At 59.6% G+C, this 20,188-nt stretch carries 18 protein-coding genes; 3 read left to right on the plus strand and 15 right to left on the minus strand.

All coding sequences use genetic code 11. The features are described 5' to 3' along the window. Nucleotides 1-2 precede the first annotated feature (2 nt). From AC07V8_RS04045 to nhaR, 7 genes are all read right to left on the minus strand, one after another. On the minus strand, nt 3-842 hold the full coding sequence (locus AC07V8_RS04045; RefSeq protein WP_494677382.1) for a glycosyltransferase family 2 protein: 840 nt from the start codon (nt 840-842) through the stop codon (nt 3-5). Further along, the gene (locus AC07V8_RS04050; RefSeq protein ID WP_494677383.1) at nt 839-1,195 is read right to left on the minus strand and encodes an EamA family transporter; all 357 of its coding nucleotides are present in this window, start codon (nt 1,193-1,195) and stop codon (nt 839-841) included. The genes AC07V8_RS04045 and AC07V8_RS04050 overlap by 4 nt, the downstream gene beginning before the upstream one ends. Continuing rightward, on the minus strand, nt 1,192-2,028 hold the full coding sequence (locus AC07V8_RS04055) for a sugar phosphate isomerase/epimerase family protein (RefSeq protein ID WP_494677384.1): 837 nt from the start codon (nt 2,026-2,028) through the stop codon (nt 1,192-1,194). Before AC07V8_RS04055 ends, AC07V8_RS04050 begins: the two co-directional genes overlap by 4 nt. Further along, entirely contained in the window at nt 2,028-2,819 is a 792-nt protein-coding gene (locus tag AC07V8_RS04060; RefSeq protein ID WP_494677385.1) for an NAD-dependent epimerase/dehydratase family protein, read from the minus strand. The genes AC07V8_RS04055 and AC07V8_RS04060 overlap by 1 nt, the downstream gene beginning before the upstream one ends. Nucleotides 2,820-2,844: 25 nt before the next feature. Continuing rightward, nucleotides 2,845-3,981, minus strand: a complete 1,137-nt coding sequence (locus tag AC07V8_RS04065; RefSeq protein ID WP_494677386.1) for an NAD(P)/FAD-dependent oxidoreductase — start codon at nt 3,979-3,981, stop codon at nt 2,845-2,847. Next, nucleotides 3,981-5,003 (minus strand): glycosyltransferase, encoded by a 1,023-nt coding sequence (locus AC07V8_RS04070; RefSeq protein WP_494677387.1) that lies wholly within the window; start codon nt 5,001-5,003, stop codon nt 3,981-3,983. Before AC07V8_RS04070 ends, AC07V8_RS04065 begins: the two co-directional genes overlap by 1 nt. A gap of 194 nt (nt 5,004-5,197) precedes the next feature. Beyond that, nucleotides 5,198-6,118, minus strand: a complete 921-nt coding sequence (nhaR, locus tag AC07V8_RS04075) for a transcriptional activator NhaR (protein WP_494677388.1) — start codon at nt 6,116-6,118, stop codon at nt 5,198-5,200. Nucleotides 6,119-6,216: 98 nt separating this feature from the next. On the opposite strand from nhaR, the gene AC07V8_RS04080 reads away from it, so the two are divergent. From AC07V8_RS04080 to AC07V8_RS04090, 3 genes are read left to right on the plus strand one after another with little or no spacing between them, the layout of a single operon-like run. Further along, complete coding sequence (locus tag AC07V8_RS04080) at nt 6,217-6,579, plus strand: HPF/RaiA family ribosome-associated protein (protein WP_494677389.1); 363 nt, start codon at nt 6,217-6,219, stop codon at nt 6,577-6,579. Between the two features lie 21 nt (nt 6,580-6,600). Beyond that, nucleotides 6,601-7,287 (plus strand): Bax inhibitor-1/YccA family protein, encoded by a 687-nt coding sequence (locus AC07V8_RS04085; protein ID WP_494677390.1) that lies wholly within the window; start codon nt 6,601-6,603, stop codon nt 7,285-7,287. 60 nt (nt 7,288-7,347) lie between these two features. Next, nucleotides 7,348-7,632: a TFIIB-type zinc ribbon-containing protein gene (locus tag AC07V8_RS04090; protein ID WP_494677391.1), complete on the plus strand. Its 285-nt coding sequence runs from the start codon at nt 7,348-7,350 to the stop codon at nt 7,630-7,632. A 30-nt stretch (nt 7,633-7,662) separates the two neighbouring features. On the opposite strand, the gene AC07V8_RS04095 is transcribed toward AC07V8_RS04090, so the two are convergent. From AC07V8_RS04095 to AC07V8_RS04130, 8 genes are all read right to left on the minus strand, one after another. Continuing rightward, complete coding sequence (locus AC07V8_RS04095) at nt 7,663-9,921, minus strand: ATP-dependent DNA helicase (RefSeq protein WP_494677392.1); 2,259 nt, start codon at nt 9,919-9,921, stop codon at nt 7,663-7,665. After that, entirely contained in the window at nt 9,921-11,591 is a 1,671-nt protein-coding gene (locus AC07V8_RS04100; RefSeq protein ID WP_494677393.1) for a VRR-NUC domain-containing protein, read from the minus strand. Before AC07V8_RS04100 ends, AC07V8_RS04095 begins: the two co-directional genes overlap by 1 nt. Nucleotides 11,592-11,844: 253 nt before the next feature. Then, nucleotides 11,845-14,154, minus strand: a complete 2,310-nt coding sequence (locus tag AC07V8_RS04105) for an NADP-dependent malic enzyme (protein ID WP_494677394.1) — start codon at nt 14,152-14,154, stop codon at nt 11,845-11,847. A gap of 339 nt (nt 14,155-14,493) precedes the next feature. After that, complete coding sequence (locus tag AC07V8_RS04110) at nt 14,494-14,937, minus strand: dihydroneopterin aldolase (RefSeq protein ID WP_494677395.1); 444 nt, start codon at nt 14,935-14,937, stop codon at nt 14,494-14,496. After that, on the minus strand, nt 14,937-15,542 hold the full coding sequence (locus AC07V8_RS04115; protein ID WP_494677396.1) for a sarcosine oxidase subunit gamma: 606 nt from the start codon (nt 15,540-15,542) through the stop codon (nt 14,937-14,939). Before AC07V8_RS04115 ends, AC07V8_RS04110 begins: the two co-directional genes overlap by 1 nt. Then, a complete protein-coding gene (locus AC07V8_RS04120; protein WP_494677397.1) occupies nt 15,532-18,558 on the minus strand; it encodes a sarcosine oxidase subunit alpha family protein in 3,027 nt (1,008 codons plus the stop codon). Before AC07V8_RS04120 ends, AC07V8_RS04115 begins: the two co-directional genes overlap by 11 nt. Before the next feature lies 1 nt (nt 18,559). Next, a complete protein-coding gene (locus tag AC07V8_RS04125; protein WP_494677398.1) occupies nt 18,560-18,847 on the minus strand; it encodes a sarcosine oxidase subunit delta in 288 nt (95 codons plus the stop codon). Nucleotides 18,848-18,897: 50 nt separating this feature from the next. Continuing rightward, nucleotides 18,898-20,142 carry a sarcosine oxidase subunit beta family protein gene (locus AC07V8_RS04130; protein ID WP_494677399.1) on the minus strand — a complete coding sequence of 415 codons (1,245 nt, stop codon included), beginning with the start codon at nt 20,140-20,142 and terminating at the stop codon, nt 18,898-18,900. Between the last annotated feature and the right edge of the window lie 46 nt (nt 20,143-20,188).

Below are 20,188 nucleotides of genomic sequence, written 5' to 3' on the forward strand. Positions count from 1 at the left end.
AATCAATTTCCAATAGGATTATATACACCAAAACATGCTCGGAAGAGGACCAGTAACACCGACAGATTCCCCTTGAAGGCGCTGATTTTGGTAGGTATTTCTCCCTTTGGGTAGCGCCGGATGGTCGACAACTCAAGACAGCGGTAGCCAAGTTTGGGCACTCGGTAAGAAAGATAGGCGAGCAGCTCGTAGGTCATAAATATGTCACGAAACGGCGCTACTTTCGAATCAAGCATCATTGCCCGGCTATAAGCGCGAAAACCCTGGGTAGTGTCGGTCCATGGAAAACCCGAAAATAGACTTAGCATCGGGGCATGAATGAAACGGATGGCAAAATCCCGTGATTTTGGCGTATTCTCTGCTACCCCGCCGGCGATAAAACGCGATGCCTGCACGAAATCCACGCCTTGCCTCAAGCTTTCAATGAAGCGCGGTATCGCTTCCGGATCGTCCTTGTCGTTGCCATCAATGCTGACGATGCCTTCATAACCTTGGTCAAGCGCAAAAGCATAGGCGCAACGAAGCTGAGCACTCAATTTTCCGAATCCCGTCTTGACTAGTAGTCCGCATACGCCTTTTTTCTGCAATGATTCAAGTTCCAGTGAACCATCCGTGCTGCCGCCATCAACGATGATGATGTCGGCGACCCGGTCGATTCCTAGTGCCGCCATCCTGGAAAGAAGGTTGCCTATCCTCGTGCCTTCATTTATCACCGGAATCACGACACAGTATGGGTGCCGTCGTCCAAGCCAAAAGCGTGTTTCATAGGTGGGAACTTGCCAGCTGGCGCGCACTTCACGGGTAATATCAGGCATCATTTTCTTTTCTTCTTCAATCTTCAAACCACTCGAATCGTAATCAGGGCAACACCGGCAATAACGAGCGCAATTCCAGCACCGGTTGTCCAGTGAAACGGTTCCCGAAAAATCAATATCGAAAACAAAGCCACGGTCGCCACTGCTCCCGCGGTCAGGACCGGATGTGCGACATTCAACGGCAAGCGAGCCAAAGCCGCGGCATAGAGCAGGAATGCCGCCCCATAGAGCCCCAGTCCTGCCCAGAAAGGCCAATTGCCAAGCGCTGCCACGGGATCTGTAAGAGATGGGAATTTTCGAGGCGGCATCATGGCTATCTTGACTAGAATGCTAGCAGAAGCGTTAGAAGCGATGCCAAGAATCAGGATGAGCCACCTCATGCGGAAGTCTTGGCGCTGTTACCGCGGTAGCATCGAATTGCCACGGCCAGCGCACGTTCAATCGATACATGATGCGGCTCGTTCTTTGTCGCCAGCATTTCAATCGAAACGACATGATCAGGCAGATGCCGCAGCAAGGCAGCAGCCACCTTGGCGTGATCGGCTCCACCATCTCCCAGCGGAAGCAAGTCCGGCTCGCTAGCATGAACATGGCCGATGAGATCGGCACAGTCCTGCAGCACTATGCCTGGATCTTCATCGTTGATGGCAAGCGCGCCGGTATCCAGTTGCATTCGAATCGCGGCATGCCCGACCCCCCGCACCACCATTGCGGTTTCAGCGCTAGAGGTCATGAAGTTAGCGCCATAGCATTGAGGATTCGGCTCAAGGCAGATCATGACGCCAAACGAATCGGCTATATCGCCCAGGCGCCTGAAAAACGGTAACGCAATATCTTCCGTTTCCTGATCGCTCAAAGCGCTGCGGTCCCGATTTTTCGGTGAGCCAAACACCAGCTTCCGGGCGCCAAGGCCGGCGCCGATACGGCATACCGCAGTGAGATGCCGCAGCATCGCGTCCTGAACGTCAGAGTCGCCAAAGACATTCAAGCCGGTTGTACCAAACAGCAGTGCCTGCATACCAGTTATTTCAATGGCACGTTCCGCCCACCGGTTCTTGACAGAAGCAATGTCCTGCTCGGTCGCCTGGAGCGGATCTGGAAAATATTTTCCCGGAGCGATGTCAATTGCATCGACGCCTGAGCGCACAAGGATCTCGGCGATTGTTTCATCTTCCGACGGATCCCACGCAATGTTTGAAATAGCCAGTCTCATTATTTCACTCCCAAACCCGGCTTGATTGTAAGCGGCTCGGACTGCCCATATGCTCTGACCGCCTGAATGGTTTCACGCGCGCCGTACTGGTACCGGCCGGCAGCGCCAAAAATCGGGGCATGACGGGTCTGCATATCGTAGGTAGCAGACGCATTAGGCAGGGCGTGCTCAAAGGATTTGCCAAATCCTTTGAGAGAAATATTCGCCACGCTGATCGGCTCTGCGGTAAGGTGCAGCAAATTCAAGCCTGCATTGAGCGCTATTTGAATATCGAACCAGAGATTGACCATCGGATAAAACTGAAAAATCCCGCGACTGTCGATCAGATCTAGATTATTTTGATTCAAAAAATCAAAAATAACGTTTTTCCGCAGACCAGGGCCTACCAGCCCCGGAAGACGAACAATCAGGTGGTTCGTGAAATGAGCCTCGACAAACTGTTCCAGCAAGCGCCGGTGCAGACCGTAAGAGTGCAATCCAGAGACATCGACAAGCGTATCTTCATCAACTCCAACCGGATTTTTGAAAACATCGACAGTACTGATCAAAACAAAATTGTTGCAGCGTATTGTCTTGAGATGCGCAATCAGGCCGTCAATTTTTTGACGATCCGCCTCAGGCTCACGATTCGCGATCCACTTTTGTGCAGGGGCGCCTGCGCAAACCACAGTATCAAACGATTGGCCATCAATTTCAGCAATATTTGTTGATCGATAAAGCGATTCAAAGGCCGCTTGCTTGAGCAGCGTCCCTCCTACAAAGCCGGAATATCCAATGAGTGCATTAGTCATACATTCCTCCAAATCCGAGTTGCTCCTAATTTGTTGCCGCAACAAGCTGCTCCCCGTCCAACTTTTCCAGAACGTCGTATATATTGTCTATTTTTCCGCCTAATATAGAGTAACAACCAGGTAACTCCAGATGTTTTTCGAACAGGATCGGTCTTCCGTCATCGCCTTCATTCTTTGTCAGGACGGTTTTTACTTCAAACAGCGAGTCCACGTACTTGGCGTCGCGCATTGCCGGTAAATAGCGACCTACGTCACGGACCATGCGGTCGACACGGGTTGCGCAATCGTACTGTCTGAGTTTTTGATAGGGGTCGATTCCTCGTTGATCGTCCCAGTGCATGTGCGGGGTATAGCGGACATGGGAAAGCGTGTGCAACCCGCGCGCAGGAAACGGCATCATCGAAAAAAAAGGACCGTCCATTACCGTGATTCCCAATCCGTCAAGAGCAGCGGGCACTTGCATCAATGCCATCTCGGTGATTTCCTGCTTGAGTCCGGATCGTATTCCAGGAAAATCCCCTTTGAACTGGTTGAGGCCGCTATAGGTACAATTGAACACGTAGCGGCAGGAGATGGACTCTTCAGTCCCATGGTTATTTTTGGCGACAACTACCAATGCCTTCCGCCCCGCCTTCGCGATTGAAGTAGCGTAAGTTTCACATCTGATTTGCACACCGTGTTGCTGCAGTTCTCGCAAGGCCCAACTTGCCAGTTTGGTAGAGTCGAAAGCGTATTCTTCCACCACGAATACGTCTTCGATCAGGCGTGGCTCAAACAGCGCTCTTTGCGCTAGTTCGACAGGTCGTATGCGGGCGTCAATTTCGCGGCAGAAGCGCTCAAACTGCTTTGCGGTAACCTTCGAGTTGCGGCGCGCAATTGCATATAATTTCAGAAAATCGCTGTGTACAGCCGCCGGCCAATCACGTACGAACTTGGGCAGGTTAACCCGGCTTCGATACGCAGTAGTGAAGCTGCGAGGGTAGTGGTATCCGTTATGCACGCGAGCCTGATTGCTGTAAGAAGCGCGCGTAAGGAGCGCCTGCTCGCGCTCTATAATAACGATACGCTTGAAACCGCGCTGCTTGGCCAGGTAGACTGCAATAGCTGCACCGTAGAATCCGCCACCGATAATCACGGCATCGTGGCTTACCTCATTTAGCATCAGCCTACACGCTCGGAACAGATCCCCGCTACCGGCCTTGACGATACTTCCTCGATATTGAGCTTCTCCCGGCGCGTCATGCGAGCGCTAGTAAATTCTTGGCCGACGTGATATTGCGGGCCTTCATTCGACAGATTGGCCATATGCAAGATGTATTCGCCCAGCACAAAGAGAACTGAGGATATAAGGAAAAACATGCCTGACTGCTGTAAAGACAGGCTAACCCAGCCTGGGGCGACATGCTCATCAAGCAGTCCAACCGCCACCACGTAGAGGGAATACACCAGATTGGCAACGGCGCCAAACAATGAAAGAGAAGTCACAAGGCGCATCGGCGCGCGGGTGGTCGAAACCAGCAATCGGATGCCCCTGTCGATACTGTCGTTCAGCAGTTTGGTTTGCGCAATCTTTGGGGTTGAGCTGTAGCTGAGATTGACACGTGAGAAACCGCCGGTCGCAGGAAGATGACGATAGGTCATCGAAGGTTGCGGATGCTGAAGAATGAAATTGACGACTTTCTTGCTCAAAATGCGGTATTGCGGCGCATCTTGCGCAAGATTGACGCCATTGAACCACTTGTATAGCACGTTGAAAACCGCATGCGCCCCTCGATAAGCAAGAGTTTGGGCAGCACTTTGCTGGTTGTTCTTGGCAAACACCACGTCAGCGCCGCTGGCAGCCTGGTCAAGCATTTCGGGTAAAAAAACGATATCGTCGGCACATGGATCAATAACGGCAACAAAGTCTCCCAAGGCGTTTTCCAGGCCGATCCACGATGCCGTATCGGTATCGACTGCCTTGGTCAGAGCATAGACTTGCAAATTGGGGTGTCCATTCTCCCCCGTCATTTTTTTCAAAACGGCTATGCTATCGTCGTCCGAGGCATTGTCCACCACGATCAGCTCGTAGTCGCTGACCAAGGAAGAAATGCTGACAGCAGCATCTGACAGTATTTTTTCGATGTGCTCAGTTTGATTGCGCACCACCAAAACCACTGACAGGAAAACGGGGAAAAATGCCACGCTGAGCCCTTTTTTGAAATTCTCGGCGACGCCGACGTTCTGAATACTGGATTAAGTGCATCATTCTAGGTTATTAAGATAAACATTTCAATTTGTAACTAATTATCCATTAATTGTAGTAATCAAATACATTCTTCAATGATGGAGACCGTGTGGCTACGATTCCGCATTATTTGCGGCTCGGAACTCACGATTCATTTGCGCCTGGTTTGCGCAAACACCCGACCATGGATCGCCGACAGGATCGCCTCCACCGCCGGATGCTTGATCTTGCGCTCATTCGAGACCGCATAAAACTGTTCATGCACCTGCTCCAGCTGGCCGATCAGCACGGCGCCGAACTGTTCCTCGACATCCGCCGCCAGCGCCGACGGCGCCGGGAACAGGCCGAGGCCGCTGCGGCCGAAAGTGTTCAGCAAAGCATTGTCATCGAACTCCCCCACCACATCCGGCCGCAGCTCGCGCGTCTCAAACCAATGGTCGATGCGTCCGCGGATGACGTTATTGCGGGTCGGCAGCAACACAGGCGCGCCGCGCAGGCTGGCCGGGAATTTGGGCTTATAGCGCTTGGCCAGCTCCTTGCTGCCGAACAGCGCGATATCGCTCTCGCCCAACAGATGGCTGAACACCCGCAGCGCCGTGCCGGACGGCGCCGGCCGGTCGGTCAGCACCACGTCCAGCTTGTGCAGCGTGAGATCGCCCAGCAGCGCTTCGAACTTGTCTTCGAAACACACCAGCTTGACCCGTTGCGGCAAGCGCAAGGCGGCCTCCAGCAGGCGCGCCGAGATCAGTTTTGGCAAGGAATCGGAAATCCCTACCGCCAGCCGCATGGTCGGTTCATCGTCAGCCGCCGCCAGCGCCTCTTGCATCTGCTCGCCCAGCAGAAAAATCTGGTCGGCGTAGCCGAGCGCCAGCCGCCCCGCTTCGGTCAGCACCAGGCGCCGTCCTTGCGGCGCCAGCAGCGCCTTGCCGACCTCCTGTTCCAGCAGCGAGAGCTGGGCGCTGACGGTTTGCACCGCCAGCCCCAGCCGTTCGGCGGCGCGCGTGACGCTGCCCTCCTTGGCCACTACCCAGAAATAGTGCAGATGCCGAAAGTTCAGCGACGATGATTTCATTGTTCTGTTTTTCCGAAGTAATTCTTCGATTATCTTCGCTTTTTTAATCCATGTCGCGGCCATATGATGATTGCTCCTCAAACGAACTGGAGTCTTTGATGAAACCGAGCATCGCGATCGTCGCTACCAAAGGTGTAAAACTCAGCCGCAGACTGCGCGAGTACATGAGCAACCGGCTCAGCCTCGCGCTGGACCGCAAGCACTACAGCATCCAGGCAATGAAGGTGCGCATCAGCGACCAGAACGGTCCGCGCGGCGGCATCGACAAGCAATGCCAGATCCAGCTGACCCTGAACGGCCTGCCGACCGTGGTGATCACGGAAAAGGGCAGCGATATCGCCGCCATGGTCGACCAGGCAGCGCATCGCGCCGCCCAGGCGATCGAACGCTTGCTGGCGCGCACCAGATCGATCAGCCACACCAAGTACCTGGCGCCGGCGCTTGAACCGGCGGCTATCTAATTTAATTTACGAAAGGCCATCATGAACAACCGCTACGACACCCTGCGCAACCGCAGCGCCAGCTATGCCGCCACCACAGTGATGGACGGCGCTGCGCGCCAGGTCTTGCGCAACACCTATCTGCTGCTGTCGCTGTGCCTGGGCTTCAGCGCCATTGTCGCCGCCGCTGCGCTGGCGCTGAATTTGCCTGGTCCCGGCATCATCATCACCCTGGGCGGCTACTTCGGCCTGCTGTTCCTGGTCACCAAGTACCGCGACCGCGGCCTCGGCGTCGGACTGGTGTTCGCACTGACCGGCTTCATGGGCTACACCCTGGGGCCTATCCTCAGCAAGTACCTGAGCATGCCCAACGGCAGCTTGACCGTGATGATGGCGCTGGCCGGCACCGCCATCATTTTCCTGAGCATGTCGGCCTATGCGCTGGTCACCAAGCGCGACCTGTCCTTCATGGGCGGCATGCTGACGGTGGGCGTGCTGGTGGCTTTCGTGGCGGGGCTGGCGGCGATGTTCTTCAACATCCCGGCCTTGTCGCTGACCGTATCGGCGGTGTTCGTACTGCTGATGTCCGGCATGATTTTGTTTGAAACCAACAATATCGTGCGCGGCGGCGAAACCAATTACGTGATGGCGACCGTCAGCCTGTTCGTCTCGATTTTCAGCCTGTTCACCAGCCTGCTGCAGCTGCTGGGCTTCGTCAACAAAGAGTAAATCTCGGGCCGGACGTACGCCGTCCGGCCCGATCAACTTTCAGGATAATGGAGAACGCTTATGTATTGCCCGGTATGTAAAGACAAGGAGCTCGTGATGAGCGAGCGCCAGAGCATTGAAATCGATTATTGTCCCGGCTGCCGCGGGGTCTGGCTGGACCGCGGTGAACTGGACAAGATCATCCAGCAATCGACGCAAGAGCTGGCCAATATGCAGCCACAATCGCAGCCGCAACAGCAAGCGCGCCAGCAGCCGGAGCACCGCGCGCCTCAGCATGGCTCGCATTACAACGACTACCGCCGCCCCAAGAAAAAGGAAAGTTTCTGGCAAGAGCTGTTCGACTGACAGCCCGCTGCAGGCGATGGTGACTACGCTCTACGAAACCTGCCACCACGCCGGCAGCAGCTGCCTGATTTCCGGCCGTGCAAAGCGGTCGTCGATCAGGTACACCACGCCGCGGTCCTGCTGGGTGCGGATCACCCGGCCGGCGGCCTGCACCACTTTTTGCATGCCGGGATAAAGATAGGTGTAGTCGTAACCGTTGCCGAAAGTCTCACCCATGCGCCGCATGATCTGTTCGTTGACCGGATTGATCTGCGGCAGCCCCAGCGTGGCGATGAAAGCGCCGATCAGGCGCGCGCCAGGCAGGTCGATACCCTCGGCGAACGAGCCACCCAGCACCGCAAAGCCTATTCCTTGCGAGCTGTCGGTAAAGCGCGCCAGAAAATCTTCCCTTTCCCGTTCATCCATGCGGCGCGCCTGCAACCATAGCGGAATCTCCGGATACTGCTCGGCGAACAGCGCGGCGACCTTTTCCAGATAATCGTAGCTGCTGAAAAACATCAGATAATTGCCGGCCTGCTGCCGGTACTGACGCGCGATCAGTTCGACGATAGGCGCCAGCGAACGATCGCGATGCTGGAAACGGGTCGAGATGGCGGTCACCAGCTGCACCTGCAACTGGTCCGCGGTGAAGGGCGAAGGGACGTCGATCCAGGCGGTGTCGGCCGGCATGCCCAGCGTATCGCTGTAAAAATGCCAGGGACTCAAGGTGGCGGAAAACAGCACCGTGCTGCGCGCCGCGGCGAAACGTGGCGTCAGGAAAGGCGCCGGTACGATATTGCGGATGCATAGGGTGCTGCCCTGTCCGCTTTGGCGCGTGATGTCGAACAGCGAATGCGGGCCGAACAGCTCGGCCATGCGGGCGAAGTGCAAGGCGTCGAAATAGAATTGCTGCAGATGGCTGTCCATGGCGGCCGGATACTCCACCATATGGTCGGTGATATCCGCCACCGCCTGCAGCAGCGCGCCGACGAAGGCCTCTGGTATTTCCGCATAATGCAGGTAGTCGCCTTCCTGCTCCTTGCCCAGCGCATTCCATTGCCGGCTGACCCGGTCCAGTCCGCGCTTGAGCGCCGGCGGCGCGTTGCGGCGCAGGGCTTTCAGCTGGTTGTATTCCATTTCCGCGGAATACATCTTGCGCGCCCGGTCTATCATATTGTGCGCCTCATCCACCAGCACCCCCACCCGCCACTGGTTGATGCTGGCCATGCCATACAGCATGGCGCTGATGTCGAAATAGTAGTTGTAGTCGCCGACGATGACATCCGACCAGTTGGCCATTTCCTGGCTCAGGTAATAGGGACAGACCCGATGTTCGGCAGCCACCCGGCGCAAGCCATCGCGGTCCAGCGCACCGGCTTCGATCGCCGCACTGCGCGCCTGCGGCAGGCGGTCGTAGAAGCCTTGCGCCAAGGGGCAGGATTCGCCATGGCAGGCTTTGTCCGGATGTTCGCAAGCCTTGTCTCGGGCCACCAGTTCCAGCACACGCAGGGGCAAGGCCGGCGCACCCTGCTTGATGCGCGCCACGGCTTCCAGCGCCAGCGCCCTGCCGGAAGTCTTGGCCGCCAGGAAAAAGATCTTGTCCAGTGCCTGGCCCGGACTCGCCTTCAGCATCGGAAACAGGCTGCCGATGGTCTTGCCGATGCCGGTCGGCGCCTGCGCCAGCAGGCAGCGGCCGCTGACGGCGCTTTTGTAGACGGCTTCGGCCATGACACGCTGGCCGGGACGGAAATCCGCATGCGGAAACTGCAGCGCCGTCAGCTGCACATCGCGCGCAGTGCGATGGGCCATTTCCTGTTCGGCCCAGGCCAGGAAGCGCTGGCAATGATCTTCGAAGAATTGCCGCAATAGTTCCGCGGTCAGGTGCTCGGTCAGCAAGGTTTCCTTCTGGCTGCCGATATCGTAGTAGACCAGCGCCAGCTGCAGCTCGTCCAGGCCGCGGCTCTGGCACAGCAGGTGGCCGTAGATCCTGACCTGCGCCCAGTGCAGATGGCGATGGTTGTCCGGCATGCGGCCGAGGTCGCCGCGATACGTCTTGACTTCCTCTAGCCGGTTGAGGCGCGGATCGTAGCCGTCGGCGCGGCCGCGCACCAGCAAGGGACCGAAGCTGCCGCTCAGGCTGACTTCCGCCTCATAAGCTGGAGAACGGCGCGCCGCCACCACGGCATGGCCGGTGATGCCTTCCTGCGCCGTCGGCGACGGCGTGAAGCGCAGGTCGAGATCGCCCTGCTTGGCCGTGAATTCGCACAGCGCGCGCACGGCGACCACATATTGCGCAGGGGCCGTCGCCATCACGCGCTCTCCCCGGTCCATTGCACGTAATACACCGCAACCGGGATGTCATGCCGGGCGAAATAATCCAGCCAGCGGATCTGGTTGTCTTGCAGGCGGTCGCCCGGGCCCTTGACCTCGATCATCCGGTAGCGCTTCTCCGCCGGCCAGAACTGGATCAGGTCAGGCAGGCCGGAACGGTTGCTCTTGATATCCTGCAGGATGCGCTCGAAACATAGTTGCAGGTGTCGAGGCGGCAGACAATCCAGCGCCATGGCCAGCAATGCTTCATCGATGGCGCCCCAGAACACGAAGGGCGACTGGGTGTTTTCCTTGATGCGGAAATTGTGCAGGATGGTCCGCCGGTAGCCGCCGTTGCGCAGCAGCGCAAAGCCGGCCTCGAACTGCGGCGCACGGCGCAAACGGAAATCAGGACTGTGCAAATCGGCCGGTCCGCTCTGGAACGGATGGAAGAAAGCACCCGGCACCGGCGCGAACACAGCATCCCAGAACAACAGGCCGAACAGCGAATTGATCAGGGCGTTTTCGACATACAGCGCCGGCGCATCGGCACAGGTCAGGTGCCGGCTGAGCGCCCCTTCGACCGAGCTGCCCGGAGCAGGCCGCGGCAAGGCGATTTCGTGCTGGGAGATGCTGACAGCAGCGGACGGCGTCAATTTGGGATGGCCGAGCGCGCGCCGCAGACGCGGCATGACGCGCAGCAGCTGCTGCTGTTCGGCTTCGCTCTCGGCCTGCTGTTCCGCCTGCTGCGCCAATACAAACGCTGCTTCAGGCTGGCCGCAGCGCTCCAGCACCCGGATCGCCCGCAAGCGCGCGCCGGGCCGGCTGCTGCCGACATACAGGCGCAGCGCCGGCGCCAGCTCGCCATTGCGTTCATAGTGCTGGGCGACCTGGAACAGCAGCTTGCCGCGGCGCTCTTCCAGCCATGGGTTCGGATAAGGCTGGGCGGGGATATCCGCCAACACGGCATGCGGCTCCTCGCCGCCGAGAAAGCGCTCGCGGCAGGCATGCAGATGCAGGTAGTCGTCGATATCCTGGCGGCTGCTGAAACCTTGCGCGGCGGGCGACAGATCGACCTGCTCATATTTGAAGATGCCCAGTTCGGACAGCACGAATTCCGACCAGTCCTGGTACAGATTACCGAAAAACATCAGGCGCAGGCGGTCGCATAGCGCAGCCACCGGTTCGCATAGCTGCAACAGGCTGTCGGCGGCGCCGGGCCACCACTGCTCCAGGCTGCGCACGCCCGCCGCACCGTCCGCTACACCGCCCTCCATCTGCCGCAGGAAATCCAGCTGCTCGCTCTTGCGCGCCACCTGCCGCAGCTGCGGGAAAGCTGCCGCGATGTCGACCTTGGTCAGCACCCGGAACAACTGCCCGATATCCAGCAGCGGCCGCGGCTCGACCCAGCCCGCCGCAGTCAGCGGCGCCGCCGCGCTGGCGGTGCAGCCGATTTCATCGTAACGCAGCTTGCTGAGCCGGAACAGCTCGCCCTTGCGCATCACCATCCGCACCAGCAATGCCGCCGAGGCTTGCGGCAGGTTGCCGAAACCATCGACGAAGGCCTGCTCTTCCCGGCTCAGCAAATGGCGATAGCGGGCGCGCACCGAGTCCACAACGGTGACGAAGTTGTCCAGGTAGTAGAAACGGTTTTCCAGCGTTTTGTTCATGTTCCGGGTGCAGGAGCTCAGTGCCGCAATAAGCGTCGCTTTTACCTATTTTAACACTGTATAAACGTACAGTTATTCTGCACTATATAGGAATGCGGAACCACTAAGGACGGCGCTGTTGAAGCAGGACAGCGGCCGCGGCATGTTCGCCTGACGCAGCCCGGCAACTTTCCTCAGCCATCCATGCATAAAAAATCCCCGGCGCTACAGATGTCGCGCCGGGGATTTTTTACAGGTCTGAGATATTAAGCGATCACACTTTCTGCTTGGCCGAAATCGCATTCGCCACCACCAGCGCCGTCATGTTGACGACGCGGCGCACCGTGGCCGACGGGTTCAGGATGTGCACCGGGGCAGCGGCGCCCAGCAGCACCGGGCCTACCGTCACGCCCTGGCCGCCAGTCATCTTCAGCACGTTGAACAGGATGTTGGCGGCATCCAGGTTCGGCGTGATCAGCACATTGGCGTCGCCCGACAGGGTTGATTTCGGCAGGTATTGAGCGCGCAATTCCGCGCTCAAGGCGGCATCGCCGTGCATCTCGCCATCGGCCTCGACATCCGGCATGCGCTTGACGAACAGGTCGCGCGCAGCGCGCATCTTCTTGGCCGACGGCCGGTTGCTGGAACCGAACATCGAGTGCGACAGGAAAGCCACCTTGGGCGGCACGCCGAAACGGCGCACTTCTTCCACCGCCATGGCAGCGATGTCGGCCAGCTGCTCTGCGCTCGGATCGTCGTTGACGAAAGTGTCGGCGATGAACAAGGTGTGCTTGTCCAGCACCAGGCCGTTCATGGCGGCGAAGCCCTTGGCGCCTTCGCGCAGGCCGATGATGTCGCTGACATGTTCCAGGTGGCTGTCGAAGCGTCCCACCAGGCCGCACAGCATGCCGTCGGCGTCGCCCAGCTTGACCAGCATCGACGCGATGGTCGTGTTCGAACGGCGCAAGGTCGATTTCGCCATCTCCGGCGTCACGCCGTCGCGCGCCTTGATCTCGTGATAGGCCTCCCAGTACTGGCGGAAACGGACGTCGTCTTCCGGATTGATCAGCTCGAAATCGCGCCCCGCCTGCAAGCGCAGGCCGGCGCGCTTGATGCGCGCTTCGATCACGGCCGGACGGCCGATCAGGATGGGCCGCACCAGCTTTTCTTCCAGTGCGATCTGCACCGCGCGCAGCACGCGCTCATCTTCGCCCTCAGCATAGACGATGCGCTGCGGCTCGCCGCGCGCAGCCAGGAATACCGGACGCATGAACATGCCGGTGTGGCTGACGAAACGCATCAGCGACTGGCGATAGGCATCCATGTCCTTGATCGGACGCGTCGCCACGCCCGATTCTTCGGCAGCGCGCGCCACCGCAGGCGCGATGCGCAGGATCAGGCGCGAATCGAAAGGCTTGGGAATGATGTACTCGGGGCCGAACTGCAGTTCCTGGCCGGCATAGGCCGACGCCACTTCCTCGCTGATTTCGGCCTTGGTCAGGTCGGCGATCTCGCGCACGCAAGCGACCTTCATCGCCTCGGTGATGCTGGTGGCGCCGCAATCCAGCGCGCCGCGGAAAATGTAGGGGAAGCACAGCACGTTGTTGACCTGGTTCGGATAATCCGAACGGCCGGTGGCGATGATGCAGTCCGGCCGCGCTTCCAGCGCAAGCTCCGGACGGATTTCCGGTTCCGGATTGGCCAGCGCCAGGATGATAGGCTGGCTGCCCATGGTCTTGACCATATCCTGCGACAGCACGCCAGGCGCCGAACAGCCGAGGAAGACGTCGGCGCCGACGATCGCATCGGCCAGCGTGCGCGCGTCGGTAGCCTGCAGATAGCGCTGCTTGGAAACATCCAGCTTGTCTTCGCGCTTGTCGTGGATCACGCCGCGCGAATCGCAGACGAAAATGTTTTCGCGCTTGACGCCCAGCTCGACCATCAGGTCGAGGCAGGCAATCGCCGCCGCGCCGGCGCCCGAAGCCACCAGCTTGACTTCGCCGATCTTCTTGTTGACCAGTTCCAGGCCGTTCAGCAGCGCAGCCGATGAAATGATGGCGGTGCCGTGCTGATCGTCATGGAAGACCGGGATCTTCATGCGCTCGCGCAGCTTCTTCTCGATGTAGAAACATTCCGGCGCCTTGATGTCTTCCAGGTTGATGCCGCCCAGGGTCGGCTCCAGCGCCGCGATGATCTCGACCAGCTTGTCCGGATCGCGCTCGGCCAGTTCGATATCGAACACATCGATGCCGGCGAAATTATGGAACAGGCAGCCCTTGCCTTCCATCACCGGCTTGCCGGCCAGCGGGCCGATATCGCCCAGGCCCAGCACGGCGGTGCCGTTGGTGACCACGCCGACCAGGTTGGCGCGCGAAGTGTATTCCACCGCCATCTCAGGATCTTCATGGATCGCCAGGCAGGCGTAGGCCACGCCCGGAGAATATGCCAGCGACAGGTCGCGCTGGTTCGACAAAGGCTTGGTCGGCACCACGGCGATCTTGCCGCGCGTCGGGCTGCGGTGATATTCCAGCGCAGCATCGCGCAGGGCCTGCTCGGCCGCTGAAAGAGTGGTGGGGGTGCTCATTGATGGTCTCCTGGATACGATAATGTGTGAGGTAGCAACGCCCTGGCAGAAGATTTAGCGGTCCGCCCTGACGGCGCCCGCTAGCTCTGTTTTCTGCCAATGAAGATGCTTATTGGAAAGGAAATATACTCGGTGCGATTGTCGTTGGAATAGTGCTGCTGATAGCAAATGGTAGACGAAACTGGCGCAACTTGCAGCCTTCCGTTAAAAAAATCGCAAGCCGGTTTTAACTAAAAATTATACTTAAAACAAAAAGCCCGCTTATGCGGGCTTTTTGTCGGCAGATACAGGTCATAGCTAAATTATTACCCTACATCAACAAAAAAAATCCTGTTCCGATCATGCAGTAACGCCGCTTTCCAGCGTCTGCGCCAGCAGCAATGTTTCATAGCTCCAGCGCGTCCAGCTCGAAGCTACGCCCAGGCGCGCGGTATTAGGACGGATCTTCGGCTTGTGGATCGCCACCCGTATTTCATCGAGCATGGGGAATTGGCGGAAGGACAGGCTGGCGACTTCCGAGGCCAGCGTCTCCAGCAGACGCGTATGCGGCTTGGCTTGCAGGAAGGCGGTGACCACGCTGCAATAATGATCGTAGTCGATCACCGCGGCGGCGTCGACGTCGCCTGCGCCGTTGCCGCCGGTCTTGTACGACAGTTCGATGTCCAGCTCGACCGCCTGCGGCTTTTCATGCTCGTGCGGATGCAGGCCGACACTGGTCATCGCGGACAAGCCCTCGACGAAAATCTGCCAGCGCACGCCGCTGGCGATGTTTTCATTCTTCATCAGAGGTACTCCTGGCAGGCGTCCAGTAAAATGCGGCCGAAATAATCGGCAAAGCTGCGGCGGATGATCAGCTCATAGGCGCCGTCTTCCAAAGGACGAAGCAAGACGCCGGCCTTGAAATAATGGCTCTGCGCGCACTGGCCGGCCTTGAACACGCCGGCATGGAAATCCAGCGGGCAGCCCTTCTGCAAGACTGCGCGCGCCTTTGTGCCGCTGAGCACCAGGCTGGTGCTGCCGCTGCTGACATCCACCACCGAAGCGAACTCTCCCGCCAGCGCGCCGGCCAGGTCGGCGCACAGCGCAGGCAGGCGCGGCTGCCTGGACTGGATCAGCCATTCGTTCGGCGCCAGCCAGTAGATGACGAACTGTTCGCTTTCGGCGATCGTATTCGGCTGCACTGGCAATGCTGCACCGGTGAGATCCTTGACTGCCCGCAGGAAGCTTGCTGATCCAGCATCGCCCTTGATATTGATCAACTCCAGGAAAGGCTTCTCTTCCAGCCGGACCGGCTGGTTGGCGCCCACCGTGAGCGGCGCCAGCAACTGTCCCAGTTCCGCCAATGGCGATTCCTGCTGCACCTGAAAAAGCTGGGTTTCATTCAACATGTTGACGGACTCCTTCTGCATCGTAGAACACCAGGCTGCTGATCTTGGCGGCAATATTGCGGCCGTTCTCCAGCGATATGCTGACTTCTTGCCCCATCTTGCCGAGGCCGCCCTTGATCAGCGCGAAGGCGATCGAGCGCTGCAGGATCGGGCTGAAGTAACTGGACGTCACATGCCCTATCATGCTGCCGGTCGGCCCGTTGCTGGGCTCGGCCAGGATCTGGCTGCCTTCCGGCAGCACGAAATCCTTGTCTTCGCTAAGCAGGCCCACCAGCTGCTTGCGGTTCTCGCCGGCGGTATCCGAGCGCGACAGCGAGCGCTTGCCGAGGAAATCCTTGGACTTGGCGACCAGCCCGCCCATGCCGAGGTCGAACGGCGTGACCGAGCCGTCGGTATCCTGGCCGACGATGATGTAGCCCTTCTCTGCCCGCAGCACGTGCATGGTTTCGGTGCCGTAAGGCGTGATGTCGAACTCCTTGCCGGCCTCGATGATGGCGTCCCAGATCGCCCGCCCCATGTTGGCCGGCACGTTCACCTCATACGACAGTTCGCCGGAAAAGCTGATGCGCATGATGCGGGTGAAGACGCTGTTGATGCTGCCTTCGCGGAACGACATGAAGGGAAATTTCTCGTTGGAGAAATCGATGTCCTTGCAGACTTTCTGCAGCACCCGGCGGGCGTTCGGCCCCACCACCGCAAAGGTGGCGAAATGATCGGTCACGGAAGTCAGGTTGACCTTCAGGTGCGGCCATTCGGTCTGCAGCCAGCGCTCCATCCAGTCCAGCACGCGCGCCGCGCCGCCGGTGGTGGTGCTCATCAGGAAATGCTGTTCGCCCAGGCGCACCGTGACGCCGTCGTCGAACACCATGCCGTTCTCATCCAGCATCAGGCCGTAGCGGCACTTGCCGACTTCCAGCTTGTTCCAGGGATTGGTATACATCCAGTTCAGCAGCGTGACGGCATCCGGTCCCTGCACGTCGATCTTGCCCAGGGTGGAGGCATCGAGAATGCCGACGCTGTTGCGCGCCGCCAGGCATTCGCGCGATACCGCCGCATGCAGGTCTTCCTGTCCGCGCGGGTAGTACCAGGGACGCTTCCAGTTGCCGACATCTTCGAACAAGGCGCCCTGCTCCAGATGCCAGGGATGGATGCACGTCTTGCGGATAGGCGTCAGGAACTCGCCCAGTTCGCGGCCAGCCACCGTGCCGAAGCTCACAGGCGTGTAGTTGGGGCGGAAAGTCGTGGTGCCGGTTTGCGGGATGCTCTGGCCCAGCACTTCGGCCAGGATCGCCATGCCGTTGATATTGCCAAGCTTGCCCTGGTCGGTGCCGAAGCCGAGCGCGGTGTAGCGCTTGACATGTTCGACCGAGTGATAGCCCTCGCGCGCGGCCAGATAGATATCGGCAGCGGAGACATCGTTCTGGTAATCGACGAACTGCTTGGGGTCGCGTCCGACCTGCTTGCGGTCGCCCACCAGCCACAGCGGCATGATCGGCGCTTCCGACAATTCCGCCACTTTCCAGTTCGGCAGCGCCACCGGCCTCAAGCCAGCCGACTCGACAGCCCGCTGCGCGGCCAAGGCGCCATCGCGCAAGGCGCCGGCCAGGCTGAAATCGCCATTGGCGGCGCCGGCGCTGGTTTCCTTTTGCATCGCCGAGCCCGGCACAAAGCAGGCTTTTTCATTGTTCCAGTGCGCCTTGCCGCCGGACTGGGCGAACAGATGGATGACCGGATTCCAACCGCCGGAAACGCCCAGCAAGTCGCAGGCAAGCGATGTGATGAACTGCCCCGGCACGCCATCGCTATGCGCGGCGACTTCCACCTTTTTGATGTGGCGGCTGCCGTGCGCGGTCACCACCACGGCGTCATTGATGATGCGGACGCCCTGCCGTTTGGCGGCGGCCGGCAGGCTGCTGCTGCCAGCTGGACGCGGATCGACCACGGTCACTTCGGCGCCGTTGCTCTTTAAGTCGAGAGCGGTCTGATAGGCATCGTCATTGTTGGCAAAAATCACCGCCTTGCGTCCAGGCAGCACGCTATAGCGATGGATATAGGTCGACACCGCCGAGGCCAGCATGATGCCTGGCAGATCGTTATTGCCGAACACGATAGGCCGCTCATGAGCGCCAGTGGCCAGCACCACGTGCTTGGCGCGCACCTTCCACAGGCGTTCGCGCACTTTGCCGCCCCGCTGCGCCAGCGGCAGATGCTCGCTCAGGCGCTGGGTCACGGTCACCAGGTTGTGATCCTGGTAGCCGAATGCGGTGCTGCGCGACAGGATCGTCACTTCCGGCAAGACCTGCAATTCCGCGCTGATTTTCGCTACCCACGCGGCGGCCGGCAAGCCGTCGATCTGCGCCGGCCCCGACAGCAGGCTGCCACCCAGTTCCGACTGATCGTCGACCAGCACTACCCGCGCGCCCGATTGCGCCGCCACCCACGCCGCCGCCAGGCCGGCCGGGCCGGCGCCGGCCACCAGCACGTCGCAATGGGCATAGGTCTTCTCGTAGCGGTCCGGATCGAGCTCGGCCGGCGCCTTGCCGAAGCCCGCGGCTTCGCGTATCACTTCTTCGTACTTGCCCCACCAGCTGCGCGGCCACTTGAAGGTCTTGTAGTAAAAACCGGCCGGAATGAAGCGGGCGAACAGCTGATTGATCGCCATGCGGTCGTTTTCGATGCTGGGGCTGGCGTTGACGCTGGTCGCGCTCAAGCCCTGGTACAGCTCGATTTCGGTGGCGCGGGCGTTCGGCACGGTAAAGGCGCCGCTTTCCAGCTGCACCAGCGCATTCGGCTCTTCCACGCCGGCCGTGACGATGCCGCGCGGACGGTGGTATTTCCAGCTGCGCGCGACGAAATGCACGCCGTTGGCCAGCAGTGCCGAGGCCAGGGTATCGCCCTGAAAACCCTGGTAACTTTTGCCATTGAAGGTAAAAGTGAGGGGAACGGCGCGGTCGACGCGGCCGCCGCTTGCCAGCCTGTGCGTCTGGTTTGTCGGTTGGCTCTTCAGTTGGTTCATCCTAGGCTCCCGTGCCATCGGCGGCAGCCTTGGCTTCGAACTTGCTGTAGCTGAGGAATTCGTAAGTGACGGTATCGCGCTCGGCCATGAACCAGCGGCGGCAGCCCTGGTTATGCACCCACTGCTCGCGGTGCGCGCCGCGCGGATTTTTGCGCATGAACAGGTAATCGCCCCAGGCTTCGTCGCTCAGTTTTTCGGTTTCCAGCGGACGGGCGATATCGGCTTCGCCGCCGCAATGGAACTCACTCTCGGCGCGCGGCCCGCACCAAGGGCAGGTGATCAGTAACATGGTGGTTCTCCAGACAGATGGCGGATTGAATCAGGAATCGAAAGGCAGGATCAATGAGCGACGGCGGCGGCGCCGTGTTCGTCGATCAGGTGGCCGCTGCAGAAACGGTCCAGCGCAAACGGCGCGTTCAAGGGGTGCGGATTGTCGTTGGCAATCGTATGCGCAAACACCCAACCCGAGCCCGGCGTCGCTTTGAAGCCGCCCGTGCCCCAGCCGCAGTTGAAGTACAAACCCTTGACCGGCGTCTTTGAAATGATCGGGCAGGCGTCAGGCGAAACGTCGACGATCCCGCCCCACTGGCGGTTCATGCGGACCCGGCTGAACACCGGGAACATTTCGACGATCGACTGCAAGGTGCCTTCGATCACGTGATAGCTGCCGCGCTGGCCGTAGCCGGTGTACTGGTCGACGCCGGCGCCGATCACCAGGTCGCCCTTGTCGGACTGGCTGATGTAGGCATGCACCGCGTTCGACATCACCACCGTATCGAGCACCGGCTTGATCGGCTCCGACACCAGCGCCTGCAGCGGATGGCTTTCCAGCGGCAGGCGGATGCCCGCCATCGCGGCCAGCACGCTGGAATGCCCGGCCGCCACCACGGCCACTTTCTTGGCCTTGATAAAACCCTTGACGGTGTCGACCCCGGTCACCGCGCCGTTCTCGCGGCGGATGCCGGTGACGCCGCAATTCTGCAGGATATCGACGCCGCGCTCATCGGCGCCGCGGGCAAAGCCCCAGGCCACCGCATCGTGCCGCGCCACCCCGCCGCGGCGCTGGAACGAAGCGCCCAGCACCGGATAGTGGCTGTTGAGATTGATGATAGGAACGATTTCCTTGACCTGCGCCGGCGTCAGCCATTCGGCATCGACGCCGTTGAGACGGTTGGCGTTGATGCGGCGCTCGGTGTCGCGCACATCCTGCAAGGTATGCGCCAGGTTCATCACGCCGCGCTGGCTGAACATGACGTTGTAGTTGAGGTCCTGCGACAGGCCCTCCCACAGCTGCATCGCCTTTTCATACAGCATCGCCGATTCGTCCCACAGGTAGTTGGAACGCACGATGGTGGTGTTGCGGGCGGTGTTGCCGCCGCCTATCCAGCCCTTTTCGATGACGGCGATGTTGCGCAAGCCATGCACCTTGGCCAGGTAGTAGGCGGTGGCCAGGCCATGGCCGCCGCCGCCGACGATGACGATGTCGTATTCCTTTTTCGGTTCCGGGCTTTTCCAGGCCCGCTGCCAGTTTTCATGATGGGAGAGGCTGTTGCGGATCAAGCTGAATATCGAATAATTGCTCATAAACCCCTCAAAATTCCGGAACCGTTTCGTCAACATTGAATGCTGA

The organism is Collimonas sp. GW821-FHT02H07 (assembly GCF_059421505.1).

What these genes read in the sequence shown, in the direction of transcription:
- AC07V8_RS04050 (WP_494677383.1), bottom strand. Translation starts at nt 1,195, where the DNA reads ATGAGGTGGCTCATCCTGATTCTTGGCATCGCTTCTAACGCTTCTGCT.
- AC07V8_RS04055 (WP_494677384.1), bottom strand. Translation starts at nt 2,028, where the DNA reads ATGAGACTGGCTATTTCAAACATTGCGTGGGATCCGTCGGAAGATGAA.
- AC07V8_RS04060 (WP_494677385.1), bottom strand. Translation starts at nt 2,819, where the DNA reads ATGACTAATGCACTCATTGGATATTCCGGCTTTGTAGGAGGGACGCTG.
- AC07V8_RS04065 (WP_494677386.1), bottom strand. Translation starts at nt 3,981, where the DNA reads ATGCTAAATGAGGTAAGCCACGATGCCGTGATTATCGGTGGCGGATTC.
- nhaR (WP_494677388.1), bottom strand. Translation starts at nt 6,118, where the DNA reads ATGAAATCATCGTCGCTGAACTTTCGGCATCTGCACTATTTCTGGGTA.
- AC07V8_RS04080 (WP_494677389.1), top strand. Translation starts at nt 6,217, where the DNA reads ATGAAACCGAGCATCGCGATCGTCGCTACCAAAGGTGTAAAACTCAGC.
- AC07V8_RS04085 (WP_494677390.1), top strand. Translation starts at nt 6,601, where the DNA reads ATGAACAACCGCTACGACACCCTGCGCAACCGCAGCGCCAGCTATGCC.
- AC07V8_RS04090 (WP_494677391.1), top strand. Translation starts at nt 7,348, where the DNA reads ATGTATTGCCCGGTATGTAAAGACAAGGAGCTCGTGATGAGCGAGCGC.
- AC07V8_RS04095 (WP_494677392.1), bottom strand. Translation starts at nt 9,921, where the DNA reads ATGGCGACGGCCCCTGCGCAATATGTGGTCGCCGTGCGCGCGCTGTGC.
- AC07V8_RS04100 (WP_494677393.1), bottom strand. Translation starts at nt 11,591, where the DNA reads ATGAACAAAACGCTGGAAAACCGTTTCTACTACCTGGACAACTTCGTC.
- AC07V8_RS04105 (WP_494677394.1), bottom strand. Translation starts at nt 14,154, where the DNA reads ATGAGCACCCCCACCACTCTTTCAGCGGCCGAGCAGGCCCTGCGCGAT.
- AC07V8_RS04110 (WP_494677395.1), bottom strand. Translation starts at nt 14,937, where the DNA reads ATGAAGAATGAAAACATCGCCAGCGGCGTGCGCTGGCAGATTTTCGTC.
- AC07V8_RS04115 (WP_494677396.1), bottom strand. Translation starts at nt 15,542, where the DNA reads ATGTTGAATGAAACCCAGCTTTTTCAGGTGCAGCAGGAATCGCCATTG.
- AC07V8_RS04120 (WP_494677397.1), bottom strand. Translation starts at nt 18,558, where the DNA reads ATGAACCAACTGAAGAGCCAACCGACAAACCAGACGCACAGGCTGGCA.
- AC07V8_RS04125 (WP_494677398.1), bottom strand. Translation starts at nt 18,847, where the DNA reads ATGTTACTGATCACCTGCCCTTGGTGCGGGCCGCGCGCCGAGAGTGAG.
- AC07V8_RS04130 (WP_494677399.1), bottom strand. Translation starts at nt 20,142, where the DNA reads ATGAGCAATTATTCGATATTCAGCTTGATCCGCAACAGCCTCTCCCAT.